16 protein-coding genes are annotated in these 15,829 nt (G+C 65.4%); 11 read left to right on the top strand and 5 right to left on the bottom strand.

Annotation, left to right across the window (positions count from 1 at the left end; genetic code table 11):
* Nucleotides 1-65 precede the first annotated feature (65 nt).
* Entirely contained in the window at nt 66-656 is a 591-nt protein-coding gene (locus tag ABIB57_RS22745; protein ID WP_354043526.1) for a helix-turn-helix domain-containing protein, read from the top strand.
* 3 nt (nt 657-659) lie between these two features.
* On the opposite strand, the gene ABIB57_RS22750 is transcribed toward ABIB57_RS22745, so the two are convergent.
* Nucleotides 660-1,265, bottom strand: a complete 606-nt coding sequence (locus tag ABIB57_RS22750) for a J domain-containing protein (RefSeq protein WP_354043527.1) — start codon at nt 1,263-1,265, stop codon at nt 660-662.
* Nucleotides 1,266-1,437: 172 nt separating this feature from the next.
* Here ABIB57_RS22750 and ABIB57_RS22755 point away from each other — a divergent pair, with 172 nt between their 5' ends.
* The gene (locus ABIB57_RS22755) at nt 1,438-3,408 is read left to right on the top strand and encodes a GTP-binding protein (RefSeq protein ID WP_354043528.1); all 1,971 of its coding nucleotides are present in this window, start codon (nt 1,438-1,440) and stop codon (nt 3,406-3,408) included.
* A 2-nt stretch (nt 3,409-3,410) separates the two neighbouring features.
* Here the strand turns inward: ABIB57_RS22755 and ABIB57_RS22760 are convergent, their stop codons facing one another.
* Both ABIB57_RS22760 and ABIB57_RS22765 read right to left on the bottom strand, forming a co-directional pair.
* Entirely contained in the window at nt 3,411-4,040 is a 630-nt protein-coding gene (locus ABIB57_RS22760; RefSeq protein WP_354043529.1) for a Vgb family protein, read from the bottom strand.
* Nucleotides 4,041-4,082: 42 nt separating this feature from the next.
* Nucleotides 4,083-5,300, bottom strand: a complete 1,218-nt coding sequence (locus ABIB57_RS22765; protein ID WP_354043530.1) for a helix-turn-helix domain-containing protein — start codon at nt 5,298-5,300, stop codon at nt 4,083-4,085.
* Nucleotides 5,301-5,408: 108 nt separating this feature from the next.
* On the opposite strand from ABIB57_RS22765, the gene ABIB57_RS22770 reads away from it, so the two are divergent.
* Nucleotides 5,409-5,855 (top strand): SRPBCC family protein, encoded by a 447-nt coding sequence (locus tag ABIB57_RS22770; protein WP_354043531.1) that lies wholly within the window; start codon nt 5,409-5,411, stop codon nt 5,853-5,855.
* 212 nt (nt 5,856-6,067) lie between these two features.
* Here the strand turns inward: ABIB57_RS22770 and ABIB57_RS22775 are convergent, their stop codons facing one another.
* Nucleotides 6,068-6,823, bottom strand: coding sequence for a HugZ family pyridoxamine 5'-phosphate oxidase (locus tag ABIB57_RS22775; RefSeq protein ID WP_354043532.1), 756 nt, complete (start codon nt 6,821-6,823; stop codon nt 6,068-6,070).
* Nucleotides 6,824-6,919: 96 nt separating this feature from the next.
* Nucleotides 6,920-7,843 (bottom strand): MYG1 family protein, encoded by a 924-nt coding sequence (locus tag ABIB57_RS22780; RefSeq protein WP_354043533.1) that lies wholly within the window; start codon nt 7,841-7,843, stop codon nt 6,920-6,922.
* A gap of 152 nt (nt 7,844-7,995) precedes the next feature.
* Between ABIB57_RS22780 and nudC the strand changes: the two genes are divergently transcribed.
* The 8 genes from nudC (at nt 7,996) to bcsN (ending at nt 15,822) form a co-directional block, all read left to right on the top strand.
* Complete coding sequence (gene nudC / locus ABIB57_RS22785; protein WP_354043534.1) at nt 7,996-8,955, top strand: NAD(+) diphosphatase; 960 nt, start codon at nt 7,996-7,998, stop codon at nt 8,953-8,955.
* A gap of 65 nt (nt 8,956-9,020) precedes the next feature.
* On the top strand, nt 9,021-10,028 hold the full coding sequence (gene fgd, locus ABIB57_RS22790) for a glucose-6-phosphate dehydrogenase (coenzyme-F420) (RefSeq protein ID WP_354043535.1): 1,008 nt from the start codon (nt 9,021-9,023) through the stop codon (nt 10,026-10,028).
* 2 nt (nt 10,029-10,030) lie between these two features.
* The gene (gene cofE, locus ABIB57_RS22795; protein WP_354043536.1) at nt 10,031-10,864 is read left to right on the top strand and encodes a coenzyme F420-0:L-glutamate ligase; all 834 of its coding nucleotides are present in this window, start codon (nt 10,031-10,033) and stop codon (nt 10,862-10,864) included.
* Between the two features lie 2 nt (nt 10,865-10,866).
* The gene (locus ABIB57_RS22800) at nt 10,867-11,808 is read left to right on the top strand and encodes a putative F420-0 ABC transporter substrate-binding protein (protein ID WP_354043537.1); all 942 of its coding nucleotides are present in this window, start codon (nt 10,867-10,869) and stop codon (nt 11,806-11,808) included.
* 23 nt (nt 11,809-11,831) lie between these two features.
* A complete protein-coding gene (locus tag ABIB57_RS22805) occupies nt 11,832-12,824 on the top strand; it encodes an iron chelate uptake ABC transporter family permease subunit (protein WP_354043538.1) in 993 nt (330 codons plus the stop codon).
* Nucleotides 12,821-13,612: an ABC transporter ATP-binding protein gene (locus ABIB57_RS22810; protein WP_354043539.1), complete on the top strand. Its 792-nt coding sequence runs from the start codon at nt 12,821-12,823 to the stop codon at nt 13,610-13,612. Before ABIB57_RS22805 ends, ABIB57_RS22810 begins: the two co-directional genes overlap by 4 nt.
* A gap of 65 nt (nt 13,613-13,677) precedes the next feature.
* On the top strand, nt 13,678-14,679 hold the full coding sequence (locus ABIB57_RS22815) for a TIGR03842 family LLM class F420-dependent oxidoreductase (RefSeq protein WP_354043540.1): 1,002 nt from the start codon (nt 13,678-13,680) through the stop codon (nt 14,677-14,679).
* A 198-nt stretch (nt 14,680-14,877) separates the two neighbouring features.
* The gene (gene bcsN, locus ABIB57_RS22820; RefSeq protein WP_354043541.1) at nt 14,878-15,822 is read left to right on the top strand and encodes a cellulose biosynthesis protein BcsN; all 945 of its coding nucleotides are present in this window, start codon (nt 14,878-14,880) and stop codon (nt 15,820-15,822) included.
* The last annotated feature ends 7 nt before the right edge of the window (nt 15,823-15,829 follow it).

Here is a 15,829-nt window from a genome sequence, read left to right on the forward strand (position 1 = left end):
TGAGGTTTGCAGGCTCATGCTGCGCTTGGCAGGCCGGCGGCGCCAGACCATAAGTGAAACCCAGAATGGCGAATGTGGAAGTGGTAATGGTGGCGTCCGAGGCACCCGATATCGGGCCGGTAATCCAGCGCGAGCGCAAGGCGCGGCACCTGACGCTGGAGCGGCTTGCGTCCTTGTCGGGCGTCTCCAAATCCATGCTGTCGCAAATCGAGCGCGGCCAATCCAACCCGACTTTCGCGGTGCTGTGGGGACTGACCCAGGCACTCAAGATCGACATGGCCGACCTGATCGCTGGCGGCGTGGCGCATCGGCAAAGCAATCCGGTCGACCTGGTGTCGGTGCCGCTGACGCCCGAGATCAAGAGCCCGGACGGGCAATGGCGATTGCGCATCCTGAGCCCGCCAGCCATGGCCGGGCGGGTGGAATGGTATGAGCTGGACATGGCGTCCAAGGGAAGGCTGCAGAGCGCGCCACACGCCGCGGGCACCTATGAGCACCTGACCGCCCAGACGGAGGGCCTGACGGTGCGGACGGCGCTGGGCGAGCAAACCCTGCGCCTGGGCGAGACAGCGCGCTATCGCGCCGATGTCGAGCACGAGATCTGCAATGGCGGACCGGCCGAAGCGCGGGCGCTGATGGTCGTGGTCTACGAATAGTCGCTATTCCAGCTCCAGCGCCGAGAACAGCTCCACGTCCGAATCGTAGTTGGCGAGCTCGGCCGCCGCGGTTTCGAACAGCGCCAGCCGGCGACGGGCGGCGGTGTGGTCTTTGACCTTGGCGGTCACCTGCTCGTTCAGCCGCTGCACGAATAGATTGGGGTGCTCGTCCTGCCGCTTGATGCGGCCGCGCAGGCTGGTCAGCGCGGTAATTTCCGCATCGAGCTTCTGGCAGCGCTCCGTCGCCTGCGCCGACTGGCCGGTTAGGGCCACGGCCATTTGCTTGATGAAATCGACCCGATCGAGCGGCAGGCCAAGCTCAAGCGCGGTGCCGACGGCGGTGTCGAACATATCGGCGAGGATGATCACCACCTCCTGCCGATAAGAGCGCGCGCCCTCCTCATCGACCATACCGGTTTCATCGAACAAACGCCGCGCCTCGGGATCGGCGAGAACGCCAAAAGCCTTGACCACAACGATGAACGCACTGGGCGCGCCACCGCGATCCGGATGCGTCAGCCGGGCGTTTTGCCGATAGGCCGATTTGATGGCGTCAGGGGTGGCCGATCGCGGCACGCCCAGGATGGTATAGGGGTCGAATGCTTGCATGGCGGCAATTTACGGTGGCGCCAGCGTGACGGCAACAGCGGTTTTGCCTCGACTTGCCATCGCCGCAGCCGGTGATGTAGTTTGGCCGCGCGTCCGTTCCCGGAAGGAATAGCAATGTCCCGATTCAGTTCATCAAGAAACCCGATCCGAAATCTTGAGAAACTGATGGTCCATGCGAACCTTGAATCTGGGCATTCTGGCCCATGTCGATGCGGGTAAAACCAGCCTGACGGAACGGCTGCTCTTTGCGGCTGGCGTCATCGACAAAATCGGCAGCGTCGATGACGGCAATACTCAAACCGATACCATGGCACTCGAACGCCAGCGCGGCATCACCATCAAGGCGGCCGTGGTGTCGTTCGCTGTCGGCGACGTCACCGTCAACCTGATCGATACGCCCGGACACCCCGATTTCATCGCCGAGGTCGAACGGGTGCTGAACGTGCTCGATGGCGCGATCCTCGTGGTCTCGGCCGTCGAGGGCGTGCAGGCGCAGACCCGCGTGCTGATGCGGGCGCTGCAGCGACTGGGCATTCCGACACTGATCTTCGTCAATAAGATCGACCGCCGCGGCGCGCAATGCGATGGGGTGTTGGAGGCGATAAAGGCACGGCTGACGCCGGCGGTGCTGGCCATGGGCACGGTTGTCGACGAGGGCGAGCGGGACGCGGAGTTTAGCCAGTTCGGCACGGACGAGGCCGCGTTCCACTCCGCGCTGATCGAGCGCTTGAGCGAAGGTGACGACGCGCTGCTGGCCGACTATGTCACCAACCCGGCCGGTCTGGACGCCACCCGGCTGCGCGAGACATTGGGCGCGCAAAGCCGCAGGTCCATGGTGCATCCGGTGTTCTTCGGTTCGGCTGTGACTGGCGCCGGCATCGCGCCCTTAATAGCGGCGATCCCCGAGCTGTTGCCCGCCGAAACCGGCGATGACGGCGAACCGCTCTCCGCCTCGGTGTTCAAGATCGAGCGCGGTTGGGCGGGCGACAAGATCGCGTATGCGCGGGTGTTTTCCGGCACCATGCAGGTGCGCGACAGGGTGACGGTGAACGGTGGGGAGGTCCGCGCCACAGCGATCCAGGTGTTTGAGCGCGGCAAGAGCAATACCGCAACGACCGTGAGCGCCGGACGTATCGCCAAACTGTCGGGACTGGGCGATATCCGCATCGGCGACGTCATCGGCGTGCCGCCGCCGCGGCAGGTGGCACATCACTTCGCGCCGCCAACGCTAGAGACGAGCGTGCTGCCCGCGCATGCCGCCGATAGGGCAGCGCTGTGGCTGGCCTTGAGCCAGTTGGCCGAACAGGACCCGCTGATCAACCTGCGCAAGAATGACGAGGCGCAGCAGGTTTTCGTCTCGCTCTATGGCGAGGTGCAGAAGCAGGTGATCCAGCAGACGCTGCTGGGCGAATTCGGCATCGATATTGCGTTCCAGGAATCCACCGTCATCTGCGTCGAACGGCTGGCCGGAACGGGCGCGGCGGTGGAATATCTGTTCAAGGACAGCAATCCGTTTCTGGCCACGGTCGGCCTGCGGGTCGATCCGATGCCCTCCGGCGCCGGCGTCAGCTTTGCGCTGGAGGTCGATCCGGGGCAGATGCCGGCAGGCTTCTACCGGGCGGTGGAAGAGGCGGTGCGCGAGACGCTGCAACAGGGGATGCATGGCTGGCGCGTGGTGGATTGCCATGTCGCCATGACCGACGTGCGGCACGCCTCCCCGATGACCACCGCCGGCGACTTCCGGAACCTGACACCGCTGGTTTTGGCGGATGCGCTGCGTCAGGCCGGAACGCTGGTCTGCGAGCCGATCCAGCGCTTTCAGTTGGAAGTACCGGTTGCAACGTTGAGTGCGATCTTGCGAGTGCTCGGACGCGCCGGGGCGGTTACGGAAAGCACCGAAATTGGCGGCCCCACGGCGCGCCTCGAAGGTGAAATCCAGGCGGCGCAGGTGCACGGCGTGCAGCAGCAATTGCCGGGCTTGACCAGTGGCGAGGGCATTTTCGACGCCAGTTTCGACCATTGCCGGCCAGTGAGCGGCGACATCCCTGCCCGGCCGCGCTCCGGCCCCAACCCCTTCGATCGGCAAGTCTATCTGCACCGCGTGCAGCGTAAGCTGGCCGTATCCTCCGACGAGGGCGAGTGAGGTCAGGGCCGGCGGACGACCCTGATAGTGCCGGCATCGCCGCTGCCGCAGAAGAAGCGGTCGACGCCATTGGATTCAAGGCCGGACATGCCGGTGCCGGCAGGCATGGCTAGGCGCTCCATGACCGTGCCGTCGGCCGGATCGATGCGCCGCAACTCGCTTTGGTCGTCCTCCCAGGTGCCGTGCCAAAGCTCGTCACCGAGCCAGGAGACGCCGGTGACGAAGCGGTTGGACGCGATGGTGCGCAGGATTTCGCCGGTCTGCGGATCGATCTGGTGGATTTTGCGGTCGCGATATTCACCCACCCAGAGCGTGCCTTCGGCCCAGGCAAGGCCGGAATCGCCGCCCTTGCCGGGGGCGGGGATGGTGGTCAGGACCTTTCCGGTCTTGGGATTGATTTTCTGGATGCGGTCTTCGGCGAGCTGGAACAGGTGTTCGCCGTCGAAGGCGGTGCCGGCATGGGCGGGGACATCGAGCGACCGTGTGATCGTGCCGCTCGTGGGATCGAGCGCGTTGAGCCTGTCGCCCGAGGCGAACCAGACCTGTTGGCCGTCAAAGGTGAGGCCATGCACATTGTCGATGCCCGGAAAGGGTCCGTATTCATGCAGGATTTCGGCCGGTTGGGTTTTCATAGAGGTCCTCGCAGGCTTAATGGTGTTCAACTGCGAACCAGCCTAGCTGCTGGGCAGCGGACCCGGGAGTAACAAGGTTGTCGGGAAGCCGAGCACTGGCGGCGTCATCCAGCGGCGGGCGCGGCCCTGCCCGAACGACTGCACCTTGGCGGCGCCGGCAAGCTGCTCCAGTGCGCGCTGCACGGTGCGCGGGCTGGCATCGAGCGCGATAGCGAGGGCCGAACTCGACCAGGATTCGCCATCGGCGAGGAATGCCAGCACCGTGGCATGAGGTTCTTCCACGGGCGGTGCCAGCACGACGAGGTCGCCCGAATGTGGGGTTAGGGCGAAGCCCTGACTGGTGGCGGTGATGTCCGCCAGCCCCTGCAATTCGGCACGCAACCGGCCGATCTCGACCCGCAGCCGGGCGCGGTGGGACTCATCGGCATGCCTGGCGCCGAACGCCCGGGCGAGCAGCGTGGCGCGCGACACATCGGCGGGCCAGGCCTCCCCGAGAGCTCTGGCCAGCGCAAAGAGGACCGGACGGGTGGCGAGGGGGACGATGCTGTCGCCCTGGCGCACAACGTTGCGACAGGCATCGATGACGAGGGCGCCGGAGGCGAAAATCGTCTCGACCTCATCAAGCAGGATTGGGCGTTCCGCGTGGCGGGCGATGAGCCGCGCCGCTGGCGTGTCGAGGGCTGCCACCGCGCTGTCGACTTCGGCGGTCAAGGCGGGAATATCGGCGGCGCGGGCGGCCTGCCCGGCCCGTGTGAGCGCGGCACGCGCAGCCTTGATCCTGACGCGGCGGATGGCAATTCCGGCAGAGGCCAGTTCATGGGCGACGCGCGCGGCGGGTGGCAACGGCGTGGGATCAAGCCCGCCAAGCAGGCGCTCGGCCTCGTCGAGCCGTCCGATCAGCAGCAGGCGCCGGGTTTCGAGATAGCCGGCATGAGTGGCGTTGACCCGGTCGCCATGCTCGTCGAGCGTGATGCGGGCGCGTTCGAGCGCCTTTTGGGGCCAGGTCAGGTCGCGCGAGACCAGCGCGATCTCGGCTTCAGCGACGACGCAGCGGGCGCGGGCCATGGCCTGCTTGGGACCGAAAGCGCGCGCGGCGCTTTTGAGCAGCGCCTTGGCCCGCGGCAGATCGCCAAGCTGCGCCATGGCGATGCCGCGCAGGGCCAAAGCCGGCGCATCGTCGCGCAGCGCTACCCGGTTAAGGGCGCCGAGCGGATCACCCGAAGCAAGCGCTCGTGCTGCGGCCGTGATCAGGGAGTCCATGCAAATCCCGCCACACTTGTCACTCCCACCCCTTGGCTTTGCGAGCTTAGCCTAACTCATGGCCACACCAAGTGGTCGCGATAAATGCAAACCAGATGGAGCAATACAATGCCCGATATCCTGCACCGCGTCGGCATCAAGTCGTCGTCCCCCACCATCGTCTATAACGCACTGGCCACTATCGAGGGCCTGTCCGCCTGGTGGACCAACGACACCACAGGGGACAGCAAGAGCGACGGCGTGATCGCGTTTCGCTTTGGGCCAGCCGGCGGTTTCGACATGAAGGTCCTCGAACTCGTGCCCGGCCGGCGGGTGTCGTGGCTGGTGGTCTATGGGCCGGCCGAATGGATCGGCACCAAGGTCCATTTCGATCTCAAGCAGGAAGATGACTACGCCATCGTCCTGTTCAAGCACGAAGGCTGGAAGGAGCCGGTCGAGTTCATGCACCACTGCAGCACCAAGTGGGCAACCTTCCTGTTGAGCCTCAAGGCGCTGCTCGAAACCGGCAAGGGTGCGCCCCATCCCGATGACGTGATGATCGACAATTGGAAATAGCGCCCGGGCGGGCGCCTCACCCACCCTGGCTAATGGAGATAGAACGATGATACCCACCAGCACTCTGTTCAAGGATATCTACCGCACCACATGGCTGGACCCTGACCCTCCCGCGGTCATAGTGCGTCGGGCCAGAAACCGGGCCATGCTGAGGGCAGTCGCGGCCACGCTGCAGCGTGTTGCCCATGTCCTCGTGGCACAGCGGACGGGCGCTAGTCGCCCAATGCCAGACGCGCTGCGCGGGCCATCTTGACGAGCGTGATGTGCATATCCTCAGGCACGGCAAGCGGCGCATCAAAGAAGATGCGCCGTACGTCGTCCCCCAAAATGATGTCGATGCCCTCGGCGTCGATGCCGGCCAGCACCCAGTTTCCGGCCGGGGCTTTGCAGTAGTGCCGGGCGTAGCGATCGACCGCGTCGAAATGATCTTCGTTCATGTGCTCGATGGCATGCGCCTCGGCAGCGGCCAGAGCCGGGTCGGCGCTGGAGAGCAGATCGCCGGCGCCGAGCGCATAGGCGCGGCCGAACCCGCCATTGAGGCTGGCCGATTGCGGATCGAGCCGCACGAAGCGGAAATCACCCAGCTCGGCATAGAGCTTGGCCTTGGGCTGGTGGCTGAGATAGCGCGCCGCGATGCGGGCATGGTCGGCGTGGTCGCGACCGATCGTCGTGGCCCGCGCCGAAATGCTGATACGCGGATGCGCAAGCGGATCGCCCTTGCCCGGATCGCCCAGCAGCAGCGCACAGCGCGGATCGGCCACGAGGGCGGCAGTATGCGCGGCAAGCCCCGAAATCAGCAGCACCGGGGCACCGTCAAAATCCGTCGACACCCCCACCCGGCTGACCAGCGGCGCGCCGCTTGCCGGATCGAGACAGGACAAAGCCCCATGCCGCGCAGTGCGCAGCAGGGTCTTGGCCAGGCGGATCGCATCGGCATCGGTTGGCTGCAGGACAGAGGTTTCGGGCATGTCGGGCTTTCGATAGGGGCGGCCGGCAATAGAGCGCAGGAAAACATGAATTACAAGATCATGTTATTCCGCGATGGTATCCGCCCGGCCTGCCGCCTAAGCCCCGTTGGCGACGGCCTCATTGACTGCCAGGTCGGCCATGGCGAGCGCAGCCTCGCGGGTTTTAGCGGCGGCAATAAAGCGGCCATTGTGGCAGAAGCTCGCGCCCGCGACGCCGCAGGCCGCCTCCAGCTCGCCATTGGTCAGGCCGGCCCAGGCGGCGGGGAGATCGGCGCGCACCTCGAAGCCTTCGTCGCCGCGGCGGATCGTGGTTAGGCACCAGTCCTTGTCGCGCGGGTGAACGACGAACAGGAGCTGATCGGCGCCCGCCTTGACGATGGCGGGGCGGAAGGGCATGCCCATCGGCAGCTCCAGAATACGCCCCTGCCCTGCCGCAACGATAGCGCGTTGCACTAGGCCCTCAGCCCGCAATTTCGCAGCGCTACGCGAGATCGCCGCCTCGACGAAACTGCGGGCAATCGCCAGGGCAGCATGGAAGGTGCGGTCGTCGGCCTCGGGGTCGGTGTCGTCGAATGCAGGCTTGAGAGTTTCCAGCAGCGTGGGCAGCGTCAATCCGGCCAGTGGTCCGGTGGGGCTGAGCGCGCCATTGTCGGTCAGGTCGATCGGAACCACGAAGCTGGCGTCAAACGCAGCGTAGACAGTCTCGATATGGGCTTCGGGAAGACTGGAGGCGGCAAGATAATAGCGACCATAATGGTTCCAGATCAGCCCGAACGAACTATAGGGCTGGCCATCCGCGCGCAGCGGTGCGCCACGCTGGTGGTGGTCGAAAATCTGCGCCGCGGCGTCATAGCGGCCGCCCACATCGTAGATGATGCGATCGGGGCCGGGCGTGATCCATTCGGGCGCCCGGCTGCGCACGAGACGCGCCTGCGGAAACAGCCGGGTCAGGATGACGCTGGAGAGCAATTCATCGGCATGGAAGCCACCCGAATGGGTGACGAGGAAATCTGGGCTCATGCCGAATACGCCTTGTTGATCGCGGAATGTCCGCTTGCGGTGGCATCAGATAGCCATTGCGCGCGTCGCGGTCCAGCTTTGACGCGAAACCTCGACTTCCGGCGGGCTGGCGGGTAGCACTGGAGCCGACGCGTGACAGGCAGGTGGATACCGTGGACTATAATTACGCATTTCGGCCGGGCGCCCTGGATCGGGCAGCGCAACTGCGGTCAACCGACGCGGCGCGACTGGATAGGCGAGCCCGCAGCTACGTGTTCTGGCATGGCAAGCTGCTGGTCGATGCGGACAATCATCCCCGGCTGGTGCCGCTCGATCATCCGGCGCTGACCGACTGCCGCGAGAGCCCGGTATTTCTGGGCCTCGCCCCGGACGGCCCGCGCTTTGCCGCCGATCTCGCCCTTTGGCAGCCTATCGAGGACGCCGAGACGATCGGCCAGTTCACCGATGCCAGCCAGCAATTTCATCCTGGCTTTGCCGATGCGCGCCTGGTGGAAATCCGCGGGGTGATGGCCGACCTGTCACTGCTCGATGGCGAATGCGTTGCCGTCGGCCGGGCGCTGCACAGCTGGCACACCAGCCACCGCTTCTGCGCCAATTGCGGGGCCGCGAGCGTGCCGGAACTGTCGGGGTGGCAGCGCGGTTGTCCGGCTTGCGCGACCCATCATTTTCCGCGCACTGACCCCGTCGTCATCATGGCGATCACGCGCGGTGACAAGTTGCTGCTCGGTCGCGGCGCGAGCTGGCCGGAGCGGATGTATTCGCTGCTGGCGGGCTTTGTCGAACCGGGCGAGAGCATCGAGGCCGCGGTGCGGCGCGAGACCTTCGAGGAGGCCAGCATCAGGGTTGGCAAGGTCGACTATGTCACCGCCCAGCCGTGGCCGTTTCCGATGTCGCTGATGTTCGGCTGCTGGGGCGAGGCGCTGGACGAGGATATCGCGGTCGATCGCGCCGAGCTCTCCGATGCACGCTGGGTCAGCCGGGACGAGGTCAAAACCATCCTGCAGGGACTGCACGCCGACATTTCCGCGCCACGCCACGGCGCCATCGCCGCCTCTCTGATCGCGGCTTGGGCCGATGACAAACTGCAGGACGCCTCGGCGTGGGACCGTTGAGGCGCTTGACTAACGACAAATTTTGACCAAACGATCAAATCTGTGGATCGTCGGGGAGGTTGACCATGCGCTTCGGGTACAAGGCATCAGCGGAACAGTTCGCTCCCAATGAATTGCTCGGCTTTGCCGTGGAGGCAGAGCAAGCGGGCTTTGACTCCGTTTTCGTCAGCGATCATTTCCAGCCGTGGAAGCACACCGATGGCCATGCGCCCTTCGCGCCGGCCTGGATGGCAGCCGTACTGGCGCGCACCGAACGCGTGGTGCTGGGCACATCGGTGCTGACGCCGACATTCCGGCTCCATCCGTCCGTGGTAGCGCACGCCTTCGGCACGCTCGGCGCCATGTTTCCGGGCCGGGTGATCCTGGGCGTCGGCACCGGGGAATCGCTCAATGAAGTGCCGGCGACCGGCATGGAATGGCCCGAACTCAAGGAGCGCTCGGCGCGCCTGCGCGAGGCGGTCAAGTTGATCCGCCTGCTGTGGACAGAGGATCGCGTCACCTTCGAGGGCGAGTATTACAAGACCGTCAGCGCCACGATCTACGACAAGCCGGCCGAGCCGGTCCCGATCTACATCGCCGCCGGTGGGCCGCTGAATGCCAAATATGCCGGGCGGGCGGGGGATGGTTTCATCTGTACCTCCGGCAAAGGCGCCGAGCTTTACCTCGAGCAATTGCTGCCCAATGTCGAAATCGGCCGCGCGGAGTCCGAGCTAGCCGGCAAGCCATTCGAGCGCATGATCGAGGTCAAGGTGTCCTTTGATACCGATGCCGAGCGCGCCCTCAACGACACGCGCCACTGGGCGGCTTTGTCGCTGTCAGCGGAGGAAAAGCACTCGGTGCAGGACCCTGCCGAAATGGAGCGGCTGGCCGAGCAATTGCCGATCGAGCGGGTGGCCAAGCGCTGGATCGTCTCCAGCGATCCCGACGAGCACGTTGCGGCCATCAAGACCTATATCGACTACGGCTTCGACCATCTGGTGTTCCACGCACCCGGTCTCGACCAGAGCCGGTTCCTGGCGCTTTACGCCAAGGAAATCCTGCCGCGATTGCGCAAGCTGACAGCGAGTTCTTAGCCATGACACTGCCGCGATTTTCCGCCTGGGTGGTGCCCGGCATCCCCGAAGTGCATGACGGCGACGACTTGGTCGCGCTGATCTGCGATGCGGTGGATGCCCAGACCGCCCAAGACACGGAGCTTGCTCTGGCCGATGGCGATATTCTTGTCGTTGCCAGCAAAATCGTGGCGAAGGCCGAAGGCCGGCTGGTGCCGGCCACGGACCGCGAAAAGGCCATCACCGAAGACACCGTCCGCGTCGTTGCCGAGCGCGTTCACGCCGGCGGGGTGACGCGCATCGTCGAAACCCGGCAGGGCCTCATCATGGCGGCGGCGGGCATCGACATGTCCAACGTGCCGGACGGATTTGCGCTGCGCCTGCCCGAGGACCCGGACAAGTCCGCCCTGGCCCTGTGCGCCGCGCTGCGCGAGCGCCTGGGCATTTCGCTGGGCGTCATCGTCACCGACACCTTTGGCCGCCCCTGGCGCGTAGGCCAGACCGACGTCGCCATCGGCGCTGCGGGTGTGCAATTGACCGAAGACATGCGCGGCGGCAATGACGCCAATGGGCGACCGCTGCACGCCACCATCGCGGTGGTTGCCGATGAAATCGCCGGGGCCGCCGATCTGGTCAAGGGCAAGGCCGGTGGCCTGCCTGTCGCCGTGGTGCGCGGGCTGGGCCGGCTGGTCTGCGGCCTTGAAGCGCCCGGCGCGCGATCGCTGGTGCGCTCGCTAGAGGAAGACATGTTCCGCTTCGGCTCGGCGGAAGCCTATCAGTTAGGTTATGACACGGCGCGGGCGGAACTCGAGGGCGGCGATGCCGTCACGCCGCAATCGGCCAGACAGGAAAATTGATCATGCGTCTGCTCGCGTTCGCACTCATCGGCGCCTTGAGCGCCAGTCCGGTCTTCGGCGCCACCGCCTATCCACTGACCGTGCAGAACTGCGGCATGGCGGTCACGTTCGAGAACGCGCCGACGCGCGTGGTCACCATCAAATCGACCGCGACCGAACTGCTGTTGTCGCTCGGCCTGGGTGATCGCATCGTCGGGGTGGGTTTTCAGGATGGGCCATTGCCCCCCGAATTTGCCGCCGCAGGTGCCAACCTCACCGTGCTCTCCGACAAGTTGCCATCGCAAGAAGTCGTACTCGGGGCCGAGCCGGACCTGATCTACGGCGGCTGGGAAAGCAATTTCGCTGCCGATGGCGCTGGTGAGCGGACGACCTTGGCCGGCCTCGGCGTGGAGAGCTATGTGGCGCCTGCCGCCTGCCGCTCTGTCAAGCCGCCGAAGCTGAGCTTCGACGCAATCTTCAGCGAATTTGACGAGATGGGCGCCATTTTCGACGCCGAAGATGCCGCGACCGGGCTGGTTGCCAGCCAGAAGGCCAGCCTTGCCGCGCTGACGCCCGATGCGCGGGGTCTGACGGCGGTGTGGTATTCTTCGGGCACCAAGGCGCCCTATGTGGGCGCGGGCGACAACGCCCCCGCCATGATGATGGAAGCGCTGGGCCTCAAGAACATTTTCGCCGATGTGGACGACGGCTGGATTTCGGCCAGCTGGGAAGCGGTTGTCGATGCCAATCCCGACGTGATCGTGCTGGTCGACGCGGCCTGGAATTCGGCCGCGCAGAAGAAGAAGCTGCTCGCCGAAAACCCAATTACCAGCCAGCTCGATGCGGTCATCAACCAGCGCTATCTGGTCATTCCTTTCCCCGCGTCCGAGGCCGGGGTGCGCAATGTGCCGGCCACCATCGACATGGCAGCCCAACTGACGGCGCTGCAATTCCCCACCCCCTGATGACGCCAAGACCGGCTTACGTGATGGCCTATGCCGGTCTTTGGGCCCTGCTGCTGGCCAGCGCCGCCGTGGCCATGACGCTGGGGCCCGCGCATATTTCGGTCGGCGAGGTCTGGGGCACGGTGTTGCATCATCTCGGCCTCTTGCCCGATATCCCGGTATCGCGGCTACGCGACGCCATCGTCTGGGAATTGCGCCTGCCGCGCGTGCTAGCGGCCCTGGGTGTGGGCGCAGGGCTGGCGCTGGCGGGCACGGTGATGCAGGTGCTCACCCGCAATCCCCTGGCCGATCCCTACCTGCTGGGCCTGTCTTCGGGTGCCGCCTTTGGCGCGGTGGTATTCCTCTTGGCCGGCGCGGCGCTGCTGATGCCGCTGGGCGCTTTTCTCGGCAGCCTCACCGCGCTGGGACTGGCGCTGCTGATCGCACGGCTGCTGGGCGGCGCGACCCCATCCCGGGCGATCCTCGCCGGTATCTGCATCGCCGCACTCGCCTCGGCCAGCACTTCCCTGCTGATCTTCTGGTCGGCTACTGGCGACTCCTATCGCGAAATCCTGAGCTGGCTGATCGGCTCGCTCAGCGGCTCAAACTGGAGCGATGTCCTACTGGTCGGCCTGGGCCTGGTGCTTTGCGCACCGATCATCCTGTTTTCCGGGCGCGGGCTTGATGCCTTCGCCTTTGGCGATGCGGCGGCGGCGAGCCTGGGCATCGATATCGTCCGCCTGCGCTGGACGCTGCTCGCCGCCACAGCCTTGCTGACCGGCGTCATGGTGGCCGTCGGCGGCGCCATCGGCTTTGTCGGCCTCGTCGTGCCTCACGCGGTGCGTCTCGCCGTGGGTTCACGCCACCGGGTGCTGCTGCCCATGTCCATGCTGGTGGGCGCGGTTTTCATGCTGTGGACGGACACGGCAGCGCGCAGCCTGTTCGATCCGCGTGAACTGCCGGTCGGCATTGTCACTGCGCTGGTCGGCGCGCCGGTATTCCTGCTCATCCTGCTGCGCTATCGGCGGGTCACATGAGCGGGCTTGTGGCCCGGGGCGTCACCGTTAGGGCCGGAGAGCGGACCATCCTTGATGGCTCGGGGTTCACGGCGCCCGCTGGTGCCGTGACTGCACTGATCGGCCCCAATGGCGCGGGCAAGTCCACGCTGATCGGGGCCGTCATGGGCCTGCGCCGGCTCGCTGGCGGGACAATCGCGTTCGACGACACCAATCTGCTCGCCATGCCCGCTGCCGAACGAGCTAAGCTCTGCGCCCATGTCGAACAGTTCGCCACCACAACCGAACGGCTGACCGTCGGCGATGTCGTGGGGCTGGGGCGCGTGCCGTTCCAATCCGCGTGGCAAGCCGCACCGTCGGCGCACGACGAGGCTGTGGTCAAGGCGGCACTCGCCGCCATGGGCATGGCCGCCTTTGCCGGCCGGCTCTATCACTTGCTGTCAGGTGGCGAGCAGCAGCGGGTGCAGATCGCGCGAGCGCTGGCGCAGGAGCCGCGCCTGCTCTTGCTGGACGAGCCCACCAGCCATCTCGATATCAGGGCGCAATTGCTGGTGCTGGATGTGCTGCGCCATCAGGCCCGGGCCGGATGCACCGTTGTGCTGGCGATGCATGACCTCAACCTCGCCGCCCGCTATTGCGACCACCTCGTGGTGCTCGATACCGGCAAGGTGGTTGCCGAAGGCACGCCAGCCGATGTGCTAGATCCCGATCTGTTGTTGCGCGTCTACGGTGTCGCGGCCACGATCGTGCAGGTGCCGGGCAAACCCTATCCTTTGGTGATCTACGATTCAGCGCCGAATACCGATTGACAACGGCGCGCCGTCAGCCAAAATTTGATCGTCTGGTCAAATTTGGCTGCTGGGAGCGCGCAACCATGGAATTCGGAATCACCTTCAAGGGTTTCGTCGACGCGGAGCGGGCGCGCTATCTGGTGCGCGCCGCCGAATATGCCGGGTTCACCTATTGCTGGTTCTATGACTCCCACATTCTCTGGCGCGATTGCTACGCCGCCATCGCCATGTGCATGGAGCACACCGAAAATATGCGCTTTGGTCCGCTGGTGACCAACCCCGATGTCCGCGACTGGTCCGTCGCCGCCTCCATTTTCGGCTCGCTCTCCAAGCAGAGCGGCGGCCGGTTCGATCTGGCTGTCGGGCGTGGCGATAGCTCGATGCGCGTCATGGGCAAAAAGCCCGCGACCCTGGCCCGCGTGGCCGATTTCATCGCCAAGACCAAGGCCATGGTCCGCGGCGAGGAGGTCAGTTACGGCGAAATTCCCGCCGCCGTGAAATTTCCCTGGGCTGTCGGCCACGAAATCCCCAGCTGGATCGCCGCCTATGGCCCGCTGGCACTCAAGACCGCGGGCGAGCATGCCGATGGCGTGGTGCTGCAGCTCGCCGATCCGGGGCTGTGCAAGTGGTTCACCGACCAGTGCGTCGATGCAGGCAAGGCCGTCGGCAAGGACATGTCGGGCTTCCGCTCGATGGCGGCCGCCCCGGCCTATTTCGGCGACAAGAAGAAGGCCATCGAGGCGGTCAAGTGGTTCCCGGCCATGGTGGGCAACCACGTCGCCGACATCGTCGAGAAATACGGCGCCGATTCAGACCAGGTCCCCAAGAGCCTGACCGCCTACGTCGAAAAGCGCCGCGGCTATGACTATTCCAAGCATGGCCAGGCGGACAATCCGTTCCTCGATTTCATCACCGATGACATCGTGGAAAGCTTCTGCGTGCTGGGCGAGCCGGAGGACCACATCGCCAAGGTGCGCGAGCTGGAGGCCGCCGGCGTCACCCAGTTCAACATCTATCTCGACAGCGGCGAAGAAGAAGACATCATCGCCAGGTATGGCCGCGAAGTCATCCCGGCTTTCCGCTAAAACGAAGCTCGATCCATCGATCGCTGCCCAGGAACCGCGTCCGAATGGGCGCGGCTAGGTGCGTTGCGGCGTTGAACAGACCGGCCGTTAAGGTTCTGTTAGGCACGTCTTAACTATCCTGACCGTTGCTCAGCCCGATCCATTGCAAACTCAATGCATTAGAAACTCCTGATCGGGCACGGAAAAGGATTGGTATCCGTGGCTAAGGCTTCAGACCGCGAGGAGAGGCTTTACACCTCGCCCCATTGGTTAAAATCCCTTGCTGGCTGCCGGCTGGTGCTGACAGGCGCGCTGATGGCAGCGCTCGTTTCTGGCTGCGCCCACCAGCCTGAACTGACGCCGCAGGTAGCCACCAGCGTCGCGGCGAATCAGGCGCTGATTTTCCCGCCGATCGGTGGGCCCGGCATTCTGGGCATTGTGGAAACCACCCATTCCAATGCCGTCACCCAGGAAATTTCGCTGGCCACCGAGGCGCGCACGCCGGGCCAGAACAAGATTACCGTGACGCTGTTCCAGGGCAAGGGCGGCGATGGCTCCGACGCCGGGCTGGTCGATATTCCGTTCACCCAGGTCAACCTGACCCAGGAGGCGCTGGCCGCCTGGCCCAATAGCGGCATGTCGGTATCGCCCTATTACGTACAAAACGCCTATGGCCCCTTCGGCTATGCCGTGGGTCGGCCGAGTACCGGCGACACCTGCCTTTACGCCTGGCAACGCATCGAGCCGGCGCTGAAGCCCTCCGGCGCAATTGCGCGCGGCGCCGTGGTGGTACGCTTGCAGCTCTGCGACTCCCGGCGCAGCGAAGAATCGCTGCTCGGCGTCATGTATCAACTGCGTCTCAACACCCCGGTCTACGAGCCGTTGCGCGCCTCTCCGCAGATCGGGCGGATCGCGATGCCGATCCGGCCCGAGGGCGCCGCAGGATTTATCCCGGTGGTCAAGCCCGTGGTGCGTCCGGCGCCATCGCGGCCGCGTCAGCCGGCCGCCCCCGCCGTGGTCCCGGCCGCCACCATCCCCGCCGGCGCGCCGATCGTGCCGCTGCCCGCCGGCGCTACGCCATCGAGTTCACCTATCGTGCCACCCCCAACAGCGGCGTCGACGAGCGTCATCGTCCCGCCGCCACCCACCGGATCAGGCCCATGACGCCAGT

It is taken from the genome of Devosia sp. UYZn731 (assembly GCF_040546795.1).
Lineage (GTDB): Bacteria > Pseudomonadota > Alphaproteobacteria > Rhizobiales > Devosiaceae > Devosia.

Excerpts from the sequence above, each read along its gene's own strand:
- ABIB57_RS22780 (WP_354043533.1), bottom strand. The coding sequence starts at position 7,843 with ATGAGCCCAGATTTCCTCGTCACCCATTCGGGTGGCTTCCATGCCGAT.
- ABIB57_RS22805 (WP_354043538.1), top strand. The coding sequence starts at position 11,832 with ATGGCCTATGCCGGTCTTTGGGCCCTGCTGCTGGCCAGCGCCGCCGTG.
- ABIB57_RS22800 (WP_354043537.1), top strand. The coding sequence starts at position 10,867 with ATGCGTCTGCTCGCGTTCGCACTCATCGGCGCCTTGAGCGCCAGTCCG.
- ABIB57_RS22770 (WP_354043531.1), top strand. The coding sequence starts at position 5,409 with ATGCCCGATATCCTGCACCGCGTCGGCATCAAGTCGTCGTCCCCCACC.
- cofE (WP_354043536.1), top strand. The coding sequence starts at position 10,031 with ATGACACTGCCGCGATTTTCCGCCTGGGTGGTGCCCGGCATCCCCGAA.
- ABIB57_RS22760 (WP_354043529.1), bottom strand. The coding sequence starts at position 4,040 with ATGAAAACCCAACCGGCCGAAATCCTGCATGAATACGGACCCTTTCCG.
- ABIB57_RS22815 (WP_354043540.1), top strand. The coding sequence starts at position 13,678 with ATGGAATTCGGAATCACCTTCAAGGGTTTCGTCGACGCGGAGCGGGCG.
- ABIB57_RS22765 (WP_354043530.1), bottom strand. The coding sequence starts at position 5,300 with ATGGACTCCCTGATCACGGCCGCAGCACGAGCGCTTGCTTCGGGTGAT.
- ABIB57_RS22775 (WP_354043532.1), bottom strand. The coding sequence starts at position 6,823 with ATGCCCGAAACCTCTGTCCTGCAGCCAACCGATGCCGATGCGATCCGC.
- ABIB57_RS22750 (WP_354043527.1), bottom strand. The coding sequence starts at position 1,265 with ATGCAAGCATTCGACCCCTATACCATCCTGGGCGTGCCGCGATCGGCC.
- ABIB57_RS22755 (WP_354043528.1), top strand. The coding sequence starts at position 1,438 with ATGCGAACCTTGAATCTGGGCATTCTGGCCCATGTCGATGCGGGTAAA.
- ABIB57_RS22810 (WP_354043539.1), top strand. The coding sequence starts at position 12,821 with ATGAGCGGGCTTGTGGCCCGGGGCGTCACCGTTAGGGCCGGAGAGCGG.
- ABIB57_RS22745 (WP_354043526.1), top strand. The coding sequence starts at position 66 with ATGGCGAATGTGGAAGTGGTAATGGTGGCGTCCGAGGCACCCGATATC.
- fgd (WP_354043535.1), top strand. The coding sequence starts at position 9,021 with ATGCGCTTCGGGTACAAGGCATCAGCGGAACAGTTCGCTCCCAATGAA.